This window comes from Streptomyces luomodiensis, assembly GCF_031679605.1.
Lineage (GTDB): Bacteria > Actinomycetota > Actinomycetes > Streptomycetales > Streptomycetaceae > Streptomyces > Streptomyces luomodiensis.
Map to the genome: position 1 here is coordinate 92,538 of NZ_CP117522.1, position 20,475 is coordinate 113,012.

General features: G+C 70.0%; 16 protein-coding genes and 2 pseudogenes. 5 read left to right on the plus strand and 13 right to left on the minus strand.

Annotation, left to right across the window (positions count from 1 at the left end; all coding sequences use genetic code 11):
* The first annotated feature begins 32 nt into the window (after positions 1 to 32).
* The 3 genes and pseudogenes from PS467_RS00430 to PS467_RS00440 form a co-directional block, all read left to right on the plus strand.
* Positions 33 to 1,292 (plus strand): MFS transporter, encoded by a 1,260-nt coding sequence (locus PS467_RS00430; RefSeq protein ID WP_311033398.1) that lies wholly within the window; start codon positions 33 to 35, stop codon positions 1,290 to 1,292.
* Positions 1,289 to 2,209: an MBL fold metallo-hydrolase gene (locus tag PS467_RS00435; protein WP_311033399.1), complete on the plus strand. Its 921-nt coding sequence runs from the start codon at positions 1,289 to 1,291 to the stop codon at positions 2,207 to 2,209. The genes PS467_RS00430 and PS467_RS00435 overlap by 4 nt, the downstream gene beginning before the upstream one ends.
* 207 nt (positions 2,210 to 2,416) lie before the next feature.
* A pseudogene (locus tag PS467_RS00440) lies at positions 2,417 to 2,752 on the plus strand (transposase); the annotation flags it as partial.
* A 316-nt stretch (positions 2,753 to 3,068) separates the two neighbouring features.
* Here the strand turns inward: PS467_RS00440 and PS467_RS00445 are convergent.
* The 7 genes from PS467_RS00445 to PS467_RS00475 form a co-directional block, all read right to left on the minus strand.
* Positions 3,069 to 4,409, minus strand: a complete 1,341-nt coding sequence (locus PS467_RS00445) for an MFS transporter (RefSeq protein WP_311033400.1) — start codon at positions 4,407 to 4,409, stop codon at positions 3,069 to 3,071.
* 506 nt (positions 4,410 to 4,915) lie between these two features.
* Complete coding sequence (locus PS467_RS00450) at positions 4,916 to 5,386, minus strand: aldehyde dehydrogenase family protein (protein ID WP_311033401.1); 471 nt, start codon at positions 5,384 to 5,386, stop codon at positions 4,916 to 4,918.
* On the minus strand, positions 5,383 to 7,011 hold the full coding sequence (locus PS467_RS00455; RefSeq protein ID WP_311033402.1) for an ATP-dependent acyl-CoA ligase: 1,629 nt from the start codon (positions 7,009 to 7,011) through the stop codon (positions 5,383 to 5,385). The genes PS467_RS00450 and PS467_RS00455 overlap by 4 nt, the downstream gene beginning before the upstream one ends.
* Positions 7,008 to 7,319, minus strand: coding sequence for a zinc ribbon domain-containing protein (locus tag PS467_RS00460; protein WP_311033403.1), 312 nt, complete (start codon positions 7,317 to 7,319; stop codon positions 7,008 to 7,010). Before PS467_RS00460 ends, PS467_RS00455 begins: the two co-directional genes overlap by 4 nt.
* Positions 7,316 to 8,461, minus strand: coding sequence for a thiolase family protein (locus tag PS467_RS00465; protein ID WP_311033404.1), 1,146 nt, complete (start codon positions 8,459 to 8,461; stop codon positions 7,316 to 7,318). The genes PS467_RS00460 and PS467_RS00465 overlap by 4 nt, the downstream gene beginning before the upstream one ends.
* A gap of 159 nt (positions 8,462 to 8,620) precedes the next feature.
* Positions 8,621 to 10,270 carry a thiamine pyrophosphate-binding protein gene (locus tag PS467_RS00470; protein WP_311033405.1) on the minus strand — a complete coding sequence of 550 codons (1,650 nt, stop codon included), beginning with the start codon at positions 10,268 to 10,270 and terminating at the stop codon, positions 8,621 to 8,623.
* On the minus strand, positions 10,267 to 11,073 hold the full coding sequence (locus PS467_RS00475; protein WP_311033406.1) for a cyclase family protein: 807 nt from the start codon (positions 11,071 to 11,073) through the stop codon (positions 10,267 to 10,269). The genes PS467_RS00470 and PS467_RS00475 overlap by 4 nt, the downstream gene beginning before the upstream one ends.
* A gap of 110 nt (positions 11,074 to 11,183) precedes the next feature.
* Between PS467_RS00475 and PS467_RS00480 the strand changes: the two genes are divergently transcribed.
* Both PS467_RS00480 and PS467_RS00495 read left to right on the plus strand, forming a co-directional pair.
* Entirely contained in the window at positions 11,184 to 12,131 is a 948-nt protein-coding gene (locus PS467_RS00480; protein WP_311039733.1) for a LysR substrate-binding domain-containing protein, read from the plus strand.
* Between the two features lie 766 nt (positions 12,132 to 12,897).
* Positions 12,898 to 13,215, plus strand: a pseudogene (locus PS467_RS00495) (sensor histidine kinase); the annotation flags it as partial.
* Between the two features lie 19 nt (positions 13,216 to 13,234).
* On the opposite strand, the gene PS467_RS00500 reads toward PS467_RS00495, so the two are convergent.
* Genes PS467_RS00500 through PS467_RS00525 form a run of 6 tightly spaced genes read right to left on the minus strand, consistent with a single transcriptional unit; the run spans position 13,235 to position 20,056 of the window.
* Complete coding sequence (locus PS467_RS00500; RefSeq protein ID WP_311033407.1) at positions 13,235 to 14,443, minus strand: MFS transporter; 1,209 nt, start codon at positions 14,441 to 14,443, stop codon at positions 13,235 to 13,237.
* Complete coding sequence (locus PS467_RS00505) at positions 14,440 to 15,930, minus strand: FAD-dependent oxidoreductase (protein ID WP_311033408.1); 1,491 nt, start codon at positions 15,928 to 15,930, stop codon at positions 14,440 to 14,442. The genes PS467_RS00500 and PS467_RS00505 overlap by 4 nt, the downstream gene beginning before the upstream one ends.
* Complete coding sequence (locus tag PS467_RS00510) at positions 15,927 to 16,295, minus strand: hypothetical protein (RefSeq protein ID WP_311033409.1); 369 nt, start codon at positions 16,293 to 16,295, stop codon at positions 15,927 to 15,929. Before PS467_RS00510 ends, PS467_RS00505 begins: the two co-directional genes overlap by 4 nt.
* Positions 16,292 to 17,710: an aspartate aminotransferase family protein gene (locus PS467_RS00515; protein WP_311033410.1), complete on the minus strand. Its 1,419-nt coding sequence runs from the start codon at positions 17,708 to 17,710 to the stop codon at positions 16,292 to 16,294. Before PS467_RS00515 ends, PS467_RS00510 begins: the two co-directional genes overlap by 4 nt.
* Complete coding sequence (locus PS467_RS00520) at positions 17,703 to 19,097, minus strand: NAD(P)/FAD-dependent oxidoreductase (RefSeq protein ID WP_311033411.1); 1,395 nt, start codon at positions 19,095 to 19,097, stop codon at positions 17,703 to 17,705. Before PS467_RS00520 ends, PS467_RS00515 begins: the two co-directional genes overlap by 8 nt.
* Positions 19,094 to 20,056: a glycosyltransferase family 2 protein gene (locus PS467_RS00525; RefSeq protein WP_311033412.1), complete on the minus strand. Its 963-nt coding sequence runs from the start codon at positions 20,054 to 20,056 to the stop codon at positions 19,094 to 19,096. Before PS467_RS00525 ends, PS467_RS00520 begins: the two co-directional genes overlap by 4 nt.
* Positions 20,057 to 20,475: the final 419 nt, after the last annotated feature.

The following is a 20,475-nucleotide window of genomic DNA, read 5'->3' on the forward strand; positions in this document are numbered from 1 at the left end:
TGGCGAGTTTCCGCGGAATGCGCTTCGGCGTGGTGGGACTTGCCTTTCTCGCGGTGCTGCTCGACGGTTTCGACTCCGCGTCGCTCTCCTTCGTCCTGCCCTCCCTGGCGGAGCAGTGGGGCGTCGCCTCGGCCGACTTCACCCCGGCGGTGGTGCTGACCAACATCGGCGTGGTGCTCGGCTACCTCGCCTCGGGCAGGCTCGCGGTACGGCTGGGCCTGCGTCGGATTCTGATCGCCGGGACCTTGCTGTTCGCCGCGGGCTCGCTGGTCACCGCCCTGATGCTGCCCGCGCAGTCACTGACCGCGCTGAGCACGGTCCGGCTGGTCACGGGCCTCGGCCTCGGCGTGGTCCTGCCCGGCGCCGTCTCCCTCGCCGCCGCACACCACCCGGACCGGCAACGGCAGTCGGTCTCCGTCACGGTCACCCTCGGGCTCGCCTTCGGCGGGACGGTCGCCGGTGTCTTCGGCAGCGGCATGCTGGCGTCGGTCGGGGCCACCGGGGTGTTCTGGATCGGCGGCGGACTGCCGCTGCTGCTGGCCGCGCTGATGGGCCGCTGGCTGCCGGCCGCACCGGCGTCCGTGGCCGCGGACAGCACGGCGGCCATTCCCGGAACCGACGACGCGGTGGCCGCCGCGCGCGAAGCGCGGGTCGGCGCGCTGTTCGCCCCCGGACTGCGCGTCGCCACCCTGCTGCTGTGGACCTTCGCCTTCCTGGTCTTCATCGCCAGCTACACCCTCCAGTCCTGGGTGCCCACATTGCTGACCGGGTACGGCTTCTCCGCCTCGCAGGCCCCGATCGGCCTGGCCTTCCTGAGCTTCGGCGGAGTCATCGGCGGAATCGTGCTCCTCCTGCTCGCCGCCCGTAAGGGGATCACGTTCGCCCTGATGGTGATGCCGGCGATCGGCGCGGTGTCGATGGTCGCCGCAGCCACGGTCGGGACCGACCACACCGCGCTGCTGCTCGCACTCGCCGGTTCCGGTGCGGGTGTCACGGCCAGCCAGATCGGTCAGCTGACCCTCGCGGTGGCGATGTACTCGTCGGCCGCCAGGACCGCCGGAGTGGGCTGGGCCGCGGCTCTGGGCCGGGTCGGCTCGATCGTGGGTCCGGCCACGGCGGGTATCCTGCTCGCGCTCTCGCTCCCCGGCGACGACATCGTGCTGCTGACCGCCATTCCGGTGGTGGCGGCGGCCGTGAGCGCGGCGGTGCTGTGGCGCCTGCCCCACGCGGCCGACCGGACAGGCGGGGCCGAAGACGCGGAGCGGAAACAGCGGGAAGTGACGGCGCGATGAGTGGTTGGTTCGATCTCGGCGACGTTGCGGTGGTTCCGATCGTGGAGACACCGCGGCTGCTCATCGACCCGGTGGAGTTCTTCCCCGGACACCCTGGCGTGCCCTCCGGTTGGGCCGCCGAGGAGCCCTGGTACGAACCCGGGCAAGAACGGCTGGTCTTCGCCATGCAGGCCTTCCTGGTCGTCACCCCGCACGAGCGGATCCTGGTCGACGCCTGCGTCGGCGACGGGAAACACCGGGCCAGGCCGGAGTTCGACCGCTTGGACAGCGGCTGGTGGCAGCGGTTCGCGGCGACCGGACTGTCCGCCGACGACGTGTCCACGGTCGTCCTCAGCCATCTGCACGTCGACCACGTCGGCTGGGCGACGCGGTGGTCCGACGGGCACTGGCGACCGGCCTTCGCGAAGGCCCGGCACGTTCTGACCGCACCGGAGTACGACTACTGGCGGTCGGCGGCGGGGGCCGCGGCGATGACCCGGACCGGCGACTACCTGGCCGACAGCATCGAGCCGGTCGCCGAGGCGGGGCTGTTGGATCTGACGCCCCTGGACGCCGAGCTCGGCCCGCGTGTGCGGCTGTGCCCGGCACCGGGTCACACCCCGGGCAACACGGCCGTCCTGGTCACCGGCTCCCGGGCACGACTGCTGCTCACCGGCGACATCCTCCACCACCCGCTCCAACTGATGGATCCGGACGCCAGCACCCGGTACTGCGTCGACCCCGAGCTCTCGGCGCGCACCCGCAGGCGGACGCTGGAGTGGCTGGCCGACACCGGAACCGCGATGATGCCCGCGCACTTCGCCGCCCCTTCCGCCGGCCGCGTCGGCCGCCACGGCTCCGGGTTCACCTTCGCCCCTGCCGCTGATCTCCATCACCCGGGCCGGTACGTGGTGGCGGGCGGACCCGCCGCCGGATAACGGGTCGGCGACGACCGCCGTGCCTCACTGAGTGTTTCGCCCTGTTACATAGCAGGTCATCGCGACTTCGCAGGCCCGCTGTGACGGGGCGAGAGGGGCGGTCGGATCGAGAGGCGACGCCGTGGCAGCAGAGGGGTGTTTCGTTCCGGCACCTCCCGTCTCCTCCCCACACGCCCCCTCCCACGGCCCTGAGGGGCTCACCGGGCTGTGCATCTCGCCGGTCAGGGCACCGACGCCGGGAAACGGATCACCGGGCGCAAGCCGCACCCGGGCTGCGACACCCTCGGTCTGCTGCTGACCGTGCTGGTCACCGCCGCGAGCGTGTCCGACACCGCAGCCGGTGTCACCCTGCTGTCCCGCATCGCCGCGGCCCACCCGCACGTCCGCAAGGCCATGGGTCGACGCCGGCTACCGCGCCACCGCCGACTCGCCCGCGACTACGAGCAACACCCACACCGCTCCGAAGCGCTGATCCACTTCGCGACGATCGACCTCATGGCCCGCTGCCTCACCGCCGAAGCCACCCCAACTGGCGCGGAACCTGACCCAGGACCAAACGCCCGCTGTACGCATCTTGTGGTGGGCCGACCCGTGGGGATCGAGCAGACGAGAGGAAGCGCGTCCACGACCACGGGGTCGGCGGCTACGCGATAGCAGGTACGAACGTCGCACGGAGGGTGCCTCCCCGCGGCCGAGGGCGCACAGTCCGTCCCGGGCGGCACGGCGGACGAGCCGCCCGTACCCCCTGAGGTCGCGCGAAGTCTCACGAGGCGGGTGCCCGCCCCCGGCCTTTGGTGGGGCGGACGGCTCGTCGGCCGGCCAAGAGGTGGCCGACGAGCACCGGCGCACCGGGTACGCGCTATTCGTATGTTCCGGCCGGCTGCAGCCGCGGGTCCGGCGTGGGCGCGGTGTCGCGCTGCACCGTCTCGCGGGCGAAGTAGACCGAGACGAGCGTGACGCAGCCGAGGACGACGAGGTACAGGGAGATGGGCCAGGAGGAGTCGGTGGCCGCCAGGAGAGCGGTCGCGATGAGCGGCGAGAGCCCGCCCGCGAACACCGAGGCCAGCTCGTGGCCGAGCGAGATGGCGCTGTAGCGCGAGGACTTGCCGAACAGCTCGGTGAAAAAGCTCGGTTGGGTTCCGATCATGGCCCCGTGGCCGATGCCGATGGCGATGACGAAGGCGAGCCAGACGAGCGCGGGGGTGCTGGTGTCCACGAGCCAGAAGAAGGGGAACGCGAAGACGATGAGGGTGGCCGCTCCGGCCATGTAGACGGGGCGGCGGCCGATGCGGTCGGAGAGGGCACCGAATCCCACCATCGAGGCGCCTTCCACGATGTTCGCGACGATGATCCCGGTCAGCAGCAGGGTGTTGTCGACCCCGATGTGCTTGCCGTAGGCGAGGGAGAAGACGAGGAAGATGTACGACGCGCCGTTCTCCGCCATCCGGGCGCCGGCGGTGACCAGGATGGAGCGCGGGTGGGTTTTCAGGGCGTGCAGGACCGGCAGACGCTGCTTCTCGCCCTTGTGCTGGACGCTCTGGAACTCCGGTGTCTCCTCGATCTTCAGCCGGATGACGAGTCCCACCAGCGTTGGGACGGCTCCGAGGAGGAAGGGCAGACGCCAGCCCCAGGACAGGAACGCCTCGTCGGACAGGGCCTGGACCGCGGCGAAGACTCCGGCGGAGGTGATGAAGCCGAGGTTGATGCCAACCTGACTCCAGGCTGAGTAGAAGCCGCGCCGTCCCGCGGGGGCGTGCTCGGTGATCATGAGGACGCTTCCGCCCCACTCGCCGCCGACCGCGATGCCCTGAAGAACACGCAGCAGGGTGAGCAGGACCGGCGCCCACACGCCGATCTGCGCGTAGGTGGGCAGGGCGCCGATGAGGAAGGTGGTGAAGCCCATGACCAGCAGGGTGATCACGAGCATGGGTTTGCGGCCCAGCCGGTCTCCGAAGTGACCGAAAATGATTCCGCCGAGGGGGCGGGCCGCGAAGCCGACGGCGAAGGTGCCGAAGGAGGCCAGGGTGCCGGCGAGGGAGCTGGCCTCGGGGAAGAAGAGGGTGCCGAGCACCAGGGCGGAAGCGGTGCCGTAGAGGAAGAAGTCGTACCACTCGAGTGCGGTTCCGGTCAGGCTGGCGATGACGATCTTGCGGATCGACTGCGGTCCGGCTGCCGGTTTGTGCGGTGCGGTGGGGCTCATCTCGTCACCTCTGGATGAGGACGGTGGCCATCGGGACGTCGAGGGTCGCGCGGGGTCGTCCCGGTGGCCGGGAAAGGGGGATGTGCCGGGGCGGGGTCCGCCCGAGGGAAGGTTCAGTGGCCGCCGCTGACGGTCAGGACCTGTCCGGTGACGGCCACCGCCTCCTTGGAGGCGGTGGCCGCGATCTTGGAGGCGGAGATCAACTGCCGCCTAGGGGTGGCCTCGACGAGGGGAACGGTCGCCGCTTCGGGCAGGATGGCAGCCTTCTGTGAGGCGAGCCCGGGAATGACGAGGTCCAGGGGGACGCTGCTCGGGCCGGCCCCCGGCCGACGCGCGGGAGGCCGCGCTCAGCTTTCGCCGCTCATCGCCAAACGGCGACACCACGCGCTGCCCAGCGTCGTCGGCGCGCACCAGTTCAGCCGATTGCATGACGGGGGAAGCCCTCGGAGCGCCACCGCATAGGGAGGGAACGCGCAGCGACGATCCGGACCACCCGAGGGCTCCTCTCATACTGGGCTCCCGCCCGCGATGACGGCGGTGCCAAGGAACCGTCGCGCGTTTCCGGACAACACCAACTCACGCTGGCGGTCGTCGAGGAAGCCAGCCGTGCGGACGACGTTCCCCACCGGGCGCTCGTCGAGGGGTACGGGCAGTCGCTTCCCGCCATGATCCGTTCCGCGCCCGCCGTGTCGACCAGGAGCCGCAGAGCCCGCTCGTCGAAGACGACCGAGTCCGCTGAGAAGCGGTCCAGGTAGTGCGAGGGAGGTGGCGCGCATGAGGCGACACCGTTCGGCCCCCGGCCTACGGCCCCGCGGTCCGTCGTGGGCTGTCCGAGCCGCGCGTACCGCGCGGTCGACAACGGACGCGTCCGCCTCGTGCACCCGGGCGACGACGGTGCCGTCCACTGGATTGATGTCGTCGAACAGCGATGCGCCGTCGAGGAGCCGGCCACCGACGAAGTTGCGGTATTCGGTCATGTACAAGCTTCTTCCGAGCGGACCGTGGTGGGCTGGTCGCGCCGCAGCACGACACCGGCCGCCTCGCGGTCCCAGTCGGCGCGGTCGGCTCCCCACTCCCTCAGCACGGTCTTGCGAACCTTGCCGTTCTCGGTCAGCGGCAGTTCCGAGCACAACGCCACGAAGCGGGGAATCGCGTAGTAGGCCAGCCGGGGCTCGCAGAAGGACATCAGCTCGATGAAGTCGATCTTCTGTCCCTCGACCGGGACCACGGCGGCCATCACCTCATCCTCACCGAGTTCGGAGTCCACCGCGTACACCGCGACGTCACGGACGCCGGGGTGCTGTGCAAGGACGCTTTCGACCTCGACGGAGGAGATGTTCTCGCCGCGACGGCGGATCACGTCCTTGATGCGGTCGACGAACCTGATCCACCCGTCCGCTTCGATCACCATCCGGTCACCGGTGTGGAACCACAGGTCCTGCCACGCGGCGACGGTGGCGTCGTGCATGCGGTGGTAGCCGGAGGCGAAGGCGAAGGGTTGCTCGCTGCGCAGCAGCAGTTCGCCCGGTGTGCCAGGGGGAACGTCGAGCCCGTTCTCGTCGACGATCCGGGCGGAGAACCCCTCCTGAAGGCGTCCGACGAATCCCGGCCGCTGTTCGGTCCGGCTCGCGGAGATCACCGCGTTGGTCTCGGTCGAGCCGTAGCCGTCGATGAGGACGACACCGAACCGCTCCTCGAACTCCCGGAGCAGCCCGGCGGGGGTGGCCGGCGCCAGTGCCGCGGTCACCCGGTGCGCCCGATCGTGCTCTCCGGGAGGCCGACCCGCCAGGATGCTGATCATGGCGCCCAGCAGATAGGTGAAGGTCGCCCCGCTGGCCGTCACGTCCGACCAGAAGCGGGAGGCCGAGAAGCGCGGGCCGATGACGTATTGGGCACCGCTGACCAGCGCCTGGCTGAAGGCGTTGAGCGCGTTCGTGTGGAACAGCGGCAGGCAGGTGTGCAGAACGTCGGCCGAGGTGATGCCGAGTTGGGCTGTGACGTTGCGGCCCCACCAGTAGAACTGGGCGTGCGGGCAGACGACTCCCTTGGAGACTCCGGTGGTGCCCGAGGTGTAGAGGATCACCGCGGGATGGCCGGGGCCGACCGCTGCAGGCTCCACGGCCCGGCCGTCGTCCGGGAGCAGGTCGACGGGAACCGGCAGTACCGAGACGACCTCGCCCTCGTCCAGCAGCCAGATCTGGCGCAGCTCTGCGGTGCTCGGCAACGCCTCCACCTGTGCGAGGAAGGGGCGTTCCAGAACCAGCAGCTCCGCCTGCGAGTTGGTCAGGATGTGATGGAGCTGCTCACCCCGTGCGGCGGTGTTGACCGGCACCGCGACGGCACCGATCCACGCGCATCCCAGGATCAGGTCCAGCAACTCGACTCGGTTGGACGCCATCAGCGCCACCCGGTCTCCCTGCTCCACCCCGTGCCGGCGCAGCAGGCCTCCCGCAGCGGCGACCCGTTCGAGCATCTGGGCGGCGGTCCTTTGCGTGTCACCGCAGCGCAGCAGGATGCTGTCCGGGGTGATTTCCGCGCGCCACTGCAGCAGTCCGGAGACGCTCGCACGGGTGAGGTCGGGCATGCCGGTGACGTTGCTCATGACAACTCCTCTCGGGGCCGGCCGCTCGGCGGTACGAAGGCAACGGGACGGCCGGACGTGTCGGGGCGATCGGTGAGTTCCACGACGTCACCGGCCTCGACCGTGCCGTGCAACCTGGCCACGAGCAGCGGTTCGGGGTCGCAGGCCACCGACGCGATGACGACGTCGCCGAGGTGGGTCAGCTGCTCGACCACCCCGCGCTCGATGCTTCTGGGGGCCAGATCGGCGCCCCCGCAGCGGGGGCACAGCAACCGGGCGGGGAACCACTGGCCGCCGCACGTCCGGCAGTTCTGCACGATCACACTCATTCGGCCGCCTCCAGGAGCCCGGCGGTGGCACACGCGCCGTAGCGGTAGAGCACCATCCCGTATCCGCTGAACAGGCCGAGACGGGCATCGACCTGCCGCTGTCCGGCCTGGCCGCGCAGCTGCCGGACGATCTCCACGAGTCCGTGCATGCCTCCCGCGGAACCCGGCTGACCGGCCGAGAGCTGTCCGCCGGAGGTGTTGACGGCGAGCTTGCGGGTGGCGAGACGCTCGGCGATGAAGGCCGGCATCTCACCGCCGGCGACCAGCCCAAGGTCCTTGAGCTGGGCGAGCGCCATGGCCGGGTAGTCGTCGTACACGCTGACCACGTCGACGTCGGCGGGCCCATGGCCTGCGGTGTCCCACAGCTCGGACGCGCAGTCGGCCAAGCCGGTGACCAGGCCGTCGCCTGTCTGGTCATCGCTGTTGTAACGGGCCGAGACGGTCAGCACCCTGGCTCGTCGCGTGCCCGCGGCCCGTTCGTCGGCCGCGACCACCACGGCATCGGCGCCCGTGACCGGCGGTACGCAGTCGTACCGGCCAAGGGGTTCGGCGACCATGGGAGCGTTCAGGTAGTCGTCGAGCGTCATCGGCTTGCGGTACACGGCCCCGGGGTTGAGAGCCGCCCATGCGCGTTGCGCCACCGCGAGCCGCCCATAATCCGTACGAGTGAGTCCCTCGGCCGCCATCTGACGCTGGGTCAGCAGTGCGAAAAGGGCGTTCGGTCCGAGCATGTCCAGCGGAACCAAATGGTCGGCGGTCGCCCGGTTGTATTCGGCCACCATCTTGAGGTGCACCTGCTGGTCCATCAGGTCGCCGGCCACGAGCACCACGACCGAGGCGTCGCCGGACTCCACGGCCCGCACGGCGTGCTGCAGCATCGTGCCGGCGCTCGCCCCGCCGTTGGTGTCCTGCATCAGCCAACGCAGCCGCAGTCCGAGCCGCCAGGCCAGGTCGATGGCGTGGTCCGGACCAAGAGTGAAGCTGCAGACACCGAAGCCGTCGACCTCGGAGGTCTGGAGGTTGGCATCGGCGAGTGCGCGGCGTACGGCGTCGGCGAGCACCCGTTCGGTGGTCGTGTCGGATGCTGGATGCCGGGTGTAGGGCGACTCACCGGCGCCGATGACGGAGACGCCGCTTGTCATCCTTCTCATCAGAGCTCGCTCTCCCATTTCGTGACACGGTCGGGGGATTCATGCGCGGGGCCGTCTTGGTGGCCATGAAGGTGCGCTTGAGCTCCTTTTTCGGCGTCGCGGACAGGCCGTGCGGCCCGGTCCGGTGGCCTAGGGGCTCTGGGCGGTGCCTCAGTGCCCGAAAGCTTCCTGCAGCCACCAGGAACCCCCGTCCGAGGTGATCTTGGCGTCCAGCACCAGGGGACGGACGGGGCCGGCCGACAGCCACTCCTTCACGGCGTACGTGTCCTCGGGCCGTCGGATGGTCAGCGCCTCGCACCCATGTCCCCGCGCGAGCGCCGCGATGTCCGTGTCGGGGAAGGTCACCGTGTCGAGGCCGCTCGTGCCGGCCCCGAAGTGATGCACCTCGGCTCCGTACATGGCGTCGTTGTAGACGACGATCAACATGGGCAGACCCAGCCGTACGACGGTCTCGAGCTCCGACAGGCCCATCAGGAACCCGCCGTCACCGCAGCCGGCCACGGGCAGCCGGTCGGGCTGCGCCAGCGCGGCACCGATCGCGGTCGCCAGGCCCAGGCCGACGGACTGGAACGCCTGGGTGAAACAGAACCCGTACTCGTCGGGCACGTCGAGGTACATGCTCGGGTAGCCGAGGAAGTTGCCCGAGTCCACGGAGACGATCCGCTCGGTGGGCAGGATGTCGTTGAGCGCGACGGTCAGACTGCGCGGGTCGACCCGTCCGTCCCCCGAAGCGTCCTCGAATCCGACCTGATTCCAGCGCAGGCCGGACCGGATCCGCTCGGCCACGTCCGGAGTGCGGTAACCCGTGCGCCCGCCGGGCGAGTTCGCCCGCAGCCACGCGGCCGTGGCCCGGGCCGTTCCGGCGACACCGCCCCACAGACCGAGGTCCACGTCACGGTGTACGCCGATGGCCCCGGGTTCGATGTCGACCTGGACGACGGTCGCGTCCGGCGCGATGAGCCTGCCGTGCCGCATGGTCCACATGTTCAGGGCGCAGCCGAATCCCACCAGCAGGTCGGCGCCGGAGACGAGCTCGGCCGTCAGCGGCGAGGAGAAGCCGCCGGAGACGTCGATGTTCCAGGCGTCGCCGTTGAACATCCCGCGGGAGACGGCGGATGTGGCCAGGAGTGCGCCCGCCTCGGCGGCCAGTTCGCGGACGGCGTCCCTGGAGCCCGGGGAACGGCCGCCGCGTCCGACGACGAACACCGGCCGCTCGGCGCGTTCCAGCAGCTGCGCGAACGCGGCTATCTCACTGTCGTCGGGCCGCGGTTCGGCGACCCGGTGGTACTCCCGGGCCGGGGACTCTGCGTCCAGGGGCGCATCCTGAACGTCGATGGGAACGTTGAGGACGACCGTGCGCCGCTGGTGGCGGCAGATCGCGAAGGCCCGTGCCACATCGTCGAGGGCGGTTCTGGGAGACCGGACGCGCAGCGCGACCGCCCCGATACCGGCCGCGATCGCCGCCTGGTCGAGCGCGAAGTTCGAGGTCGGATCGGCGGCTTCGGCGGTCAGCACCAGCAGCGGCGTCCTGCTCTTCGCGGCCTCGGTGATTCCGGTGAGGGCGTTCGTGTAGCCGCAGCCCTGGTGCAGGGAGAGCACGGCGACCTCGTCGGACATCCGGGCGTACGCGTCCGCCATGGTGGCCGCGCCGCCCTCGTGACGAGCGGCGACGAACCGTGCGCCACCGCGCACCATCGCGTCGGTGAAGTGGAAGTTGCCGCTGCCGACCACACCGAAGACCGTCCGGACCCCGAGATCGGTGAGCTGCCTGCCCATGGCTTCGTGGACAAGCACGGTCACTGGACTTCTCCGTTCTCCATAAGAGCCAGAACCCGTGCCGGACTGCCGGACCCTCCCACGATGCGGAGCGGAGCGACGATCAGGACGGCGCCGGTGACGGGCAGCCGGTCGAGGTTCTGCAACTGGGTGACTCCGTACTTGCCCGCGCCCAGCAGGTAGTGGTGCGCCGGGAACTGCGGGGTGAAGGTGAACGCCTGCCCGGCGTCGGTCCCGACCGTCTCCACTCCGAGTCCGACGATCGGTGACTCGTCGGCCAGCCAGCGGGCGCATTCGGCCGTGATGCCGGGCGTGTGCGGCCCGCTTTCGTCCGCGTTGAGGAACAGTTGCTGATCGTGCGAGCGGGCGGCCCAACCAGTCCGATAGAGCAGCCAACCGTCCTCCGGCAGCGGGCCGTTGTGGTACTGCCACTCCTCCAGGTGTTCAGGTGTCAGCAGGAAGTCCGGGTCGGCGGCGCACTCGGCGGTCTTGTCGATCACGGCAGCGGGAGCCACCAGGCGCCGGACCGGTACGTGAGCGACGTCCCCCTTGTCGGCGCCGGTGACCCAGTGGCACGGCGCGTCGAAGTGGGTGCCCACGTGCTCACCGGTGTGAATGCCGTTCTGGTAGGACGTGCGCCCCCGATCGTCATACCGCGCAAGCTCCTCCAGCTCGAAGTGAGGGATCGGCGCCATGTCTGGCGGAAGGTCGAGCACGGGCGTCGACGGCGACAGGAGGGCGGTCAGGTCGACCACCTCGACGCCGCCGGAGGCCAGAGCGGACGTCAGGCCGCCCAGCAGGCCGTCTGCGGAGAGTGTCGAAGACATGGCCCCATCATTTGGCAGGGATGAGGCCTTGACTAATGCTTCTCCGGTCGGCGTTATTCGTGTTTGGCTATACCGAAGCCCAACACCATGCTACGGAGAGATGTCGAGAGATGAACGTGGAGCACTTTCTGGACGGTCGGCTGAAACTGCGCCACCTCGTTCTCGTCACCGTCGTGGCTGATGAGGGCACTCTGGTCGGTGCCGCCAAGGCGATGCACGTCACCCAACCCGTCGTGACCCGAAGCCTCCAGGAGATCGAGACGATCATCGGGGTCAAACTCTTCGCCAGGGGACCGCGAGGCGTCCGCCCGACCCAGTACGGCGACATCCTCATCGAGCACGCCCGCGCGGTCGTCGGCAATGTGCGCGCCGCGGCCGGACGTATCCACGAGCTCCAGCGTCTCGGCATGGAGCCCGTACGGGTCGGAACCAACCTCGCCGGCGCCTACTCCCTTCTGCCGCAGACCCTGATCCGGCTCAAGAAGGCCCACCCGCACCTCACCGTCTCGGTCGTCGAGGCGATGCCCGAGGAACTCGGCCTGCAACTCTCCCGAGGCGAAGTGGACGTACTGGTCGGCCGACTCCAGCCGTCGAGCCTGCGCGCCACGCTGCGTCACGTACGGCTCTACGACGAACCGGTTCGGCTCGTCGTTCGGCATGCGCACCCCTGCCTCGGAACACCCACCAGCGGCATCGAGGACCTCATGGACCTGCCGTGGATCCTGCCGGGCCGAAACACCCAACTGCGCCAGGAAATCGACGAACTCTTCGACCGCCGAGGCCTGCCTCTCCCCGCGAACATCATCGAGTGCTCGACGATCCTCACGCTGAGGACGGTTCTGTTGGAAACAGACGCCGTCGCTCCACTGCCCATGCTGATCGGCGCGCGGGACCCTCTTCTTGCCATGCTGCCCCTGGGTCTTGACACCGTGCCGCGCGAGATCGGGATCACCACGGCCGCCGACCGGCGGCCGTCCGCGAGTACCAGGCTCCTGATCAAGGAAATCGTGGCAGTCGCCCGGGAGACCGACCCCGTGCTGTTGGAATCACGGCGATGATGGGAGCAATTTGTTCTCGCGTGCTTGTCTGCCCGTCCTCGATCGATCTGTCCCGCACCTTGCGGTTCCTGACCGGGCAACTCGTTTCTCGGCGACAGGAGATCGGGACACGGCGGCGACGCCTGACAGCCGATCGCCAGGCTCTCCTCGCCATGGTCCACCTGCGGTGGGGTGACATCTACGCCCGCCTTGAGGATCATGACCGGGTACTCGCCCCGCTTCGCCAGCGCGTAGCCCGTGCTGCGGCCGATCGGCGGCGCGTTCTTCACTGTGCCGAGGTAGACGGCGACAGGCAGAGCGAGCAGCCCCGTGGGTCAATCCCAGCCTCTCCGTCCCAGTGACTTCCCAGTGACTCTTCAGGGACTGCCAGCGAGGCCACGCTGGATGGCGGGTGGTCCTGACGGGCCCACCACGGGCTGTCCGGACAGCCGGGCGGACTGCCAGGGTGACGGCGCCCGCAGATGACGGCGCCCATCCATGCCACCAGCGGACCCCCGTAATCGACCGCGGCCAGGGGCCCCAGCCACTCCCGCCCGACCACGCAGCCGAGCCAGGCGCAGAAAGCCCCGCCGGGGGCGAACGGTCGCGGGGAGTGGCCGCCGCTGTCGGCCCACACCAGCTCGGCCATGGCCGGGTCCAGCAGCGTCCTCGCGACCGCAACCACCTCGGGGAAGATGACCGCGTCCCAGCCGACCACCCGCCAGCGCTCCAGGTCGGTCCCGGCGTCGCCGCTCCCGACCTGGTGCAGCCGACAGAGCCAGGCCGCTGCGACAGCGCCGCCCCCGCACACGTACACGGAAACCCCGACGAATACGAACGGCTGCTGCGCAACCTCATCGACAACGCCGCCCGCCACGCCGCCCACCCCATCCAGATCACCATCCGGAACCAGGACACCTGGGTCGTCCTCACAGTGCACGACGACGGACCAGGCGTGCCCACCGAGGACGCCGAGCGCATCTTCGAACGCTTCGTCCGGCTCGACGACGTCCGCTCCCGCGACCACGGCGGCACCGGCCTGGGCCTCGCCATCGCCCGCGACCTGGCCCACCGCCACCAAGGCGCGAACAGGCTGCCGGAGCGAGCCGGGCGGGAGCAGTGCGTCAACTGGCCCTGGCAGAGCGCGTGGCGCGGACCAGCCAGAGGGTGGCGGCAAGGCACAAGGCCGAGATGCCGCCCAGCAGAATCGGAACGGCGCGTGCACCGGACCACTCAATGGCCTTGCCCAGCGCGGGGCCCGCCACCACGCCGCCGATCATCGACGCGGCGATCACCAGGGCTCCGGCCCGCCGGGCCCGCGGTGCCGCCTTGTTGAGCCACGGCAGACCGGTGGGGAAGATCGGCGCGATGAACAGGCCGACGCCGGCGTACGCGTAGGGGGCGAGGGCCGGCACCGTGGCCAGCGCGAGGCAGACCGTCATGCCGGCGCACGAGACCGTGATGATGGCCTGGGCGGAAAAGCGCAGCGCGATGGGCGCGACCAGGAAACGGCCCACGGTCATCATCAGCCAGTACACGGAAGTGGCGGTGGCGGCGACACCCGCGCCGTGGCCCACGGTCTCCAGGTGGGTGGGCTCCCAGCCGCCCACGCCCGCCTCGATGCCCACGTGCAGGACATAGAGGGCGACGAAGACAGCCAGCACCGAGCCCAGGCTGCGGCCCAGCGCCGTAGTGCCGGGCGTCTCCCGAGCGGGGTCGGCCGGCTGCGGTGCCCGGTCGCGTACTCCCTTCAGGCACAGCAGGAGCGGCAGGTTGGCGGCTGCGAACCCGGCGAAGACCACCGGGTAGTGCTCGGCGCCGACGCCGCCGATGAGGGCAGGGCCGAGGATCGCGCCGACGCCGAAGTGGGCGTTGAGAATGTTGAGCATCGCGCCCGAACGGTGGCCGAAGCCGACGGCGAAGAGCTGGTTGAGGCCGTAGTCGATGCCTCCGAAGCCGAGTCCGGCGAGCAGCGCCATGACCAGGGCGACGGGCCAGTTCGGCGCAAGCGCGAAGCCTGCCGCACCGACGGCCATGAGCAGGTAGGAAGCCGCGAGGAGTGGGCGGTTGCCGACGCGGCCGAAGAGCCGGTCGAACAGCAGCACACCGGCGACACCGCCGATGAAGTGGGCGCTCAGCCCCAGCCCGGCGGCCGAGGGGGACAGCCCGTACTCCGCGCGCAGGCCCGGGATGGCAGGCCCGTACAGGGCCTGGAGGGCCCCGATGAGCACGAAGCCCACGCAGGATGCCACCACGGCGGCAGGCTTGAACAGCGGCGCACTCGGTTGTGCAGCCAGTGTGGTGGCCCGCTGTGTGGTCGGTCGGTCGGTCACGTGCTCTCCAGGTGGCGGCCCACGATCTCGTGGGCGAAGGACATGATCGTTCCCTGCGGACTGATGCCTGGTGCGCCCGGCAGGACGCTGGCGTCGCACAGGTGCAGGTTGGTGAAGCCGTGCGGTCTGCCGAGCTCGTCGCAGAGCCCGCCGCGGTCGGGCCGTGCGATGGGGCAGCTCGCCATGCCGTGCACGGAGACCAGCTCCCAGTCGCCCGGCCGGATCCGGGCGCAGTGGTCCGCCACCTCCGCCTGCGTACGCAGCGGGGCGGCGGAGCTGGTCGGTGGCAGGATTTCCACGGCGCCCGCTGCGAACAGCAGCTGTGCGGTCCTGCGGAACGCCAGGCACAAGGCATGGTGGTCGGCGCGGGTCATGCCGTGCCGCAACAGAGGGGTGCCGCCCACCAGCGCGGCGATCCGGGCGGTGCCTTGCATCCGTACCTGCGTGGTGTACATGCCCAGGTGGGCTCGGGCGGCCAGGAAGGCGTCGACCTCACGCGGGTCGCGGCCGGCGAGCGCGGCGCCCAGACCGCCGGGGGTCAGGTTCGACGGCATGACGAGCATGCCCAGCGCGGAGTGTTCCTGGACCTGGGCGGTGAACATCGTGCCGCGTCCGGCGTCCACGACCTGGGGGAAGCGGGCGATGGTCCGCAGGTTGAGGTGGAGCGCGAGGCGGTTTCCGGCCGTGCGTCGGTGGATGCCGCTGCGGCGCAGCAGTACGGGGGTTCCGATGGGACCGGCGGCGAGGAAAACGGTGCGGGCGCGGTAGCGGACCCTGCGGCCGTCCGGGCCACTCGCCTCCACGCCGCGCACGATGCCCCGGTCGTGCGTGATCCGGTGCACGCGCACACCGGGGCGTATGCGGGCTCCGAGTGCCTCTGCTTCGGGCAGGTAGGTCAGGGCCATGCTCTGCTTAGCGCCGCTGGGGCAGCCGGTGGCGCACTGGTTGCGGTGCCGGCAGCCGCGTACGACGCGCTGCGGGTGCTGCCAGCGCCATCCGAGCGACTCGGCGGCTCCTGCCAGGAGCCGTGAATCCTCGTTTCCTCCTCCGTGCTCCTGCACGATCATGCCGAGGCGCTGCTGGATCTCGGCGAATCGGAAGTTGATGACCGGCGCCCGGTAGCTGCCGTAGCCCGACCAGGTGGCCCAGCGGTCAAGGACGGTCGGTGACGGCTCCCACAGCAGGCCGCCGTTGACGACGGTGGTGCCGCCCACGGCGTGGGCCTCGCCGTAGGCGATGGCCGGGGTGCCGAGGATCGCGGTCGCGCCGCCGTTGCGGTAGAGGTGGCGCATCGACTCCGCCGGACTGGCCGTCGCCAGGTCGCGGGTGTCGGCCCTGGGGCCTTCCTCCAGGACGGTCACCGACCGTCCGGCGCGGGCCAGCTCCAGTGCGGCGACGCTGCCGCCCGCGCCGGAGCCGACCACCAGGGCGTCGCACTCGATGTCCGCGGGGCGGGCCCGGCGGCCGTGCGTGCTGTCCCAGCTCATCCGGCGGCCTCCCTCGTCCGTGCTTCGGCCGGAGTGCCGTCCAGGGCTCCGTACAACGCCAGTGCCGTGGTCATGCGGAGGACATCGGCGTAACCGGGGAAGCCGCGCAGCCGGGCAAGACCGGCGCGGACCTCGTCCGGTGAGGCGTGGCGGATCCGGCGGCGGGTGACGGCGTGAAAGGCCATCGGGAACGAACGCAGGGCCACGGTCATCGCCCACCGGTAGCCGGCCGGCATACGGTTCAGGCTTCCAGTGGTGTGGCGCACCGCCTCGCGCAACGCCGGCGCGGGACGCAGCGCTTGATAGGCGGCGGCCCAGCACCTCGGCAGGCCGGAGAGATACAGGTGGCGCTCGGTGATCCTCATCCGGCCACCTTCTCCCGCACCAGTCCGGCGAGCAGCCGGGAGGCACCCTGGTCCAGGACTTCGTCCAAGGCATTCACGAACAGGTCCGCTTCGTCGTCCCGCGCCACCAACGGCGGGGAGACGATCAGGGCGATGAGGCGGTTGGAGCCGAAGAAGGTGAGGATGCCGTGGTCGCGGTAGAGGGCGGCGACCACGGCAGCGGTCAGGAGCTTGGAGACGGCCTGCGGGTCCTTGCCCGCCGTCGTCGGCAGCTTCTGCCGCAGGCCGGCCGGCAGCTGCGGGCCCGGGGTGAGGAACACGCCGTGCAGCGCACCGCGTCCCTCGACCCGCCGCACCAGCTTCGGGTGCCGGGCCGCTACCCGCGACAGCCCCTCGCCCAGCCGCTCGCCCAGTTCGAGTGCCCGGCCGGAGAAGTCCTCCTCCACTGCCACCGCCACCGCTTCCAGCGCTGTCGCGGTCTCCTCGCCGAAGCCGTAGTACGTCGTGCTGTGCAAGGTGGCGTCGGCCAGATTGTCGTAGGCGGCACGCGCGATCGGCTCACGGGCTATGTATCCGGAGATCGACGCCTTGCCGCCGCCGAAGGACTTGGAGGTGGTGACGACATCGGGCACGAGACCGGGGTGGTGCATGAAGTAGAAGAGCGCCCCGGTCTTGCCCCATCCGGTGTACACCTCGTCGAAGATCAGCACGATGCCGCGTTCGGTGCAGATGCGGCGGACCTCGCGCAGGAAGCGCGGGGAGCACTCCCGCAGGCTGGAGGCGCTGAACGGTTCCAGGACGACGGCGTACACGTCGCACTCGCCCGCGGCGGAGACGTGCCGCTCCAACGCCAGCCGGAAGGAGTCGAGGTCGTCGTAGGCGAAGGTGTCGGTGCCAGGGATACGCGGGTAGGGGAAGTGGACTTCGGGTGAGGCGGTGAGGCTGCCGGCGCCCAGAAGTTTGCCGTGGAAGGCGATGTCGGTGTGCAGCACGGTTCCGCGATGGCCCCGGTGGTACTTGTAGGCGAGCTTCAGCGCCCCTTCGACCGCTTCGGCCCCGGAGTTGGGGAAGTAGCTGATGTTCAGGTCGCCGGGCAGGAGCTGGGCGAGGTTGTGACTCAGGGCGGCCACGTACGGCGAGAGGTAGTTCTTGTGCACCTCCATGCGGCGCCGTTCCTGGAAGCGGCGCCGTGCGGCAAGGATCCTCGGGTGATTGTGGCCGTGGTTCAGCACGCCGACGCCACCGGTGAAGTCCAGGATGCGGCGGCCGTCACACAGGTGGATCCAGGCGCCCTCGGCATGGTCGACGAGATCGCGGCCGAAGCCGAAGGAACCGATGAGGGAGACCTGGCTGCGGCTGACGTACCGCCGGTACAGATCATGTACCTGCTCGGTGCTCATGGCCTCGGCCTGATCGACGCTCAGCAGCTCAGGCATGGTTGCTCCCGGTGACGGATGAGGTGAGACGGTCGGCGACCAGGCGCCCGGCCCGGCGGCCGTCGCGCACGGCGTAGTTGGTGCCGCGGTCCTCGGGAAAGACCTGGGCCATGCCCGCCAGGTAGAGGCCCCGGACGCGGGACTCGACCGAGGGCATCGTCCGCGTGTAGTGCGGCGTGATCACCGGCTGCGCGTGCGCGGCACGCCACACGTGGAAGCGCTCCACCCAGCCGCGGTCGAAGGCGGGGAACATGCGCTGAATGTGCGGCAGGCTGTACTCGAAGACCTCCTCGTCCGACATGCGGTACAGCTCCGCGTCCGTCAGCAGGTACTTGGAGAGGTAGACGACGTGCTTGCCGTCATAGCGTTCCGGACGGTCGAGGTTGGTGTGCTCGATGACGCCGACGTAGGGGAAGCCGGGGTCATTGACGTTGAGCCAGTAGGTGTCCGACAGCCGCCGGTTGTTCTCCAGTACCAGGCACACGTTCCCCAGGTAGTCGACGGTCGACCAGCTCCGCTTGAGCTCCGGTACGGCTGGATGGTCCGCGCCCTCGTGGTCCAGCAGAGCGGCCGCCGGCTGTGGTGCTGTGGTGATCAGCACGTGGCGGGCCGGGTGGAACACACCGCCGGCCGTCGCCCCGCTCACCCCGGCGCCGTCGATGTGCACGCTCTCCGCAGCCGTGTCCGTGCGGATGTCGACCCCCAGGGACAGCAGCCGGTGCTGCAGCGCATCAAGCAGGGCTCCGCTGCCGCCCTTGATGTAGTACAGGATCTCCTTGCCGGAACGGGTGCGGCTCCCGCCGCGCAGGTGGAGTTTGGTCCACATCCACGTGGCACCGACCTGATCCGCGTACTTGCCGAACTTGCCCTCCAGCAGGGGGCGCCACACCACCTCGTACACGCGGCGGCCACCCAGCGACACCAGCCACTCCTCGGCCGTGCGGGACTCCAGCTCCCGCCAGTGCTTCACTCGCTGGGCGCGCAGTGCCAGCAGCCCGAGGCGTAACCGGTCGTGCAGGGGCAGCGGTGCGAACCGGAGCAGGTCCGAGGGGGCTGAGAGGCGGTAGACGGAGTTGGCGAAGTACATGCCCGTGCGGGTCTCGTGGGCTTCGAGGAGGTGGGAGACGCCCAGGCTCTCACACAGCCGGATCATCTCCTGGTCGGAGGAGAACCAGTGGTGGTAGAAGCGTTCGATCCGCTTGTCCTCGCCGATGGCGAAGCTCGCTGCGAGTCCGCCGATGGTGTCCTCGCGTTCCAGGATCCGCACCTTCCGCCCCTGGGAGGCGAGTTCCCATGCCGCCGCCAGCCCGGTGAAACCGGCACCGACGATGACGACGTCCACAGGTGCCGTGGTGCCGTGTACGGCGTCTGCCGTTCGGGTGCTCACAGGGCGACACGCTCCTCTGCACGGAGGCACGGGGCGGTCGCTCCGATACGCCGCTCGACGATGTAGGCCGGTCTGGCCTGCACCTGCCGTAACACCGTCTGCAGATACTCGCCCACGATGCCGAGCGCGAGCGCCTGGGCGCCGAAGGCACCCGGGCCGGCCAGCAGTCTGACGTCACGTCGGACCGCGGCGCGGGCCAGTCCGCCGGCCAACGCGATTGTGCCCAGGTAGGCGGGCAGACGGAGGGGCACCGACGAGTGGGCCAGCAGCCCGCGCCGGGACAGCTCGAGCATCTTCCGCAGGGTGTACTTGGACTCGCCCGCGTGCCGGGACTCCCGGTCGTACGCCACACCGGTCTCCGGGAAGCCGAGCCAGCTCACCGCGCCGCGCAGGTATGCGTTTTTGTCCGTCGTCTCCCCGAGGAGTGCGGCCACCTCACGATCCAGCAACCGGAAGTCCCCGGTATCCAGAGCGAGTGGATGGTCGGACACCAGGTTCAGCGTGCGGTAGAACACGTACGCACTGGCCTTCTTGAACAGCGTCTCCCCCGCGCGGCTACGGCGCCGCGCGGACACTACGGACCAGCCGTCCCACCACAGCGCCACCATTTCCGGTATCAGCTCCGGTGGATCCTGCAGATCCGCGTCGATCAGGACGACCGCGTCTCCGGAGGCTTCCCGCAGACCGGCCAGGCAAGCGGACTGATGACCGAAGTTCCGGCTCAGTTTCACGGCCCGGACGGAGTCCGACTGCCGCGCCAGGCGGTCGATGACCTGCCACGTTCCGTCCGTACTGCCATCGTCCACGTAGATCTGCTCGCACTCCACGCCGACGAGCTCTTTCAGAACCCGGTCAAGGCGGGCACGGGTGTGGGTCAGCACCTCCACCTCGTTGTAGCAGGGGACGACGACGCTGAGGATCGGTCGCCGGTGTTCGAAGACGCGTTTCTCCAGTAACACAGCACACCTTTCGCGCGGATTCAGTGGCGAGGTCGCGAGGGCGGTACAGCGGGGGCGCGGACAAGGCCGACGGCATGTGACGGGCGACTTCTTCGTCGCCGCTGCCGCCGCGGGCATGCCGGTTACGCCCCTCGGCTCGGGCACACCGGAAGCTTTACACGATCAACTCTGCCCTATAAGACATCGTTGTCAAGCCCTAACTTCACTGGCTTAACTTATCCAGCGGGGGAGCTGTGCACCGCAGGTACCAGCTCAGGTAACGTGCTCGGGCAGTCCTGGCTGAGCCGTGAGGCGCCGGGCGCGACCGCTTATCGCCCCAGGCAGCCGGTCAGCACGTCATGGCTTGAGGCACGGAGGGGACTTGATCGCCGGCGTCTCGAATCCGCCACCCTCGGTCATCGGCCAGCGCGTGGTCGGGT

Excerpts from the sequence above, each read along its gene's own strand:
- PS467_RS00450 (WP_311033401.1), bottom strand. The coding sequence starts at position 5,386 with ATGACCGAATACCGCAACTTCGTCGGTGGCCGGCTCCTCGACGGCGCA.
- PS467_RS00445 (WP_311033400.1), bottom strand. The coding sequence starts at position 4,409 with ATGAGCCCCACCGCACCGCACAAACCGGCAGCCGGACCGCAGTCGATC.
- PS467_RS00460 (WP_311033403.1), bottom strand. The coding sequence starts at position 7,319 with ATGAGTGTGATCGTGCAGAACTGCCGGACGTGCGGCGGCCAGTGGTTC.
- PS467_RS00480 (WP_311039733.1), top strand. The coding sequence starts at position 11,184 with ATGAACGTGGAGCACTTTCTGGACGGTCGGCTGAAACTGCGCCACCTC.
- PS467_RS00510 (WP_311033409.1), bottom strand. The coding sequence starts at position 16,295 with ATGAGGATCACCGAGCGCCACCTGTATCTCTCCGGCCTGCCGAGGTGC.
- PS467_RS00505 (WP_311033408.1), bottom strand. The coding sequence starts at position 15,930 with ATGAGCTGGGACAGCACGCACGGCCGCCGGGCCCGCCCCGCGGACATC.
- PS467_RS00465 (WP_311033404.1), bottom strand. The coding sequence starts at position 8,461 with ATGACAAGCGGCGTCTCCGTCATCGGCGCCGGTGAGTCGCCCTACACC.
- PS467_RS00515 (WP_311033410.1), bottom strand. The coding sequence starts at position 17,710 with ATGCCTGAGCTGCTGAGCGTCGATCAGGCCGAGGCCATGAGCACCGAG.
- PS467_RS00475 (WP_311033406.1), bottom strand. The coding sequence starts at position 11,073 with ATGTCTTCGACACTCTCCGCAGACGGCCTGCTGGGCGGCCTGACGTCC.
- PS467_RS00455 (WP_311033402.1), bottom strand. The coding sequence starts at position 7,011 with ATGAGCAACGTCACCGGCATGCCCGACCTCACCCGTGCGAGCGTCTCC.
- PS467_RS00435 (WP_311033399.1), top strand. The coding sequence starts at position 1,289 with ATGAGTGGTTGGTTCGATCTCGGCGACGTTGCGGTGGTTCCGATCGTG.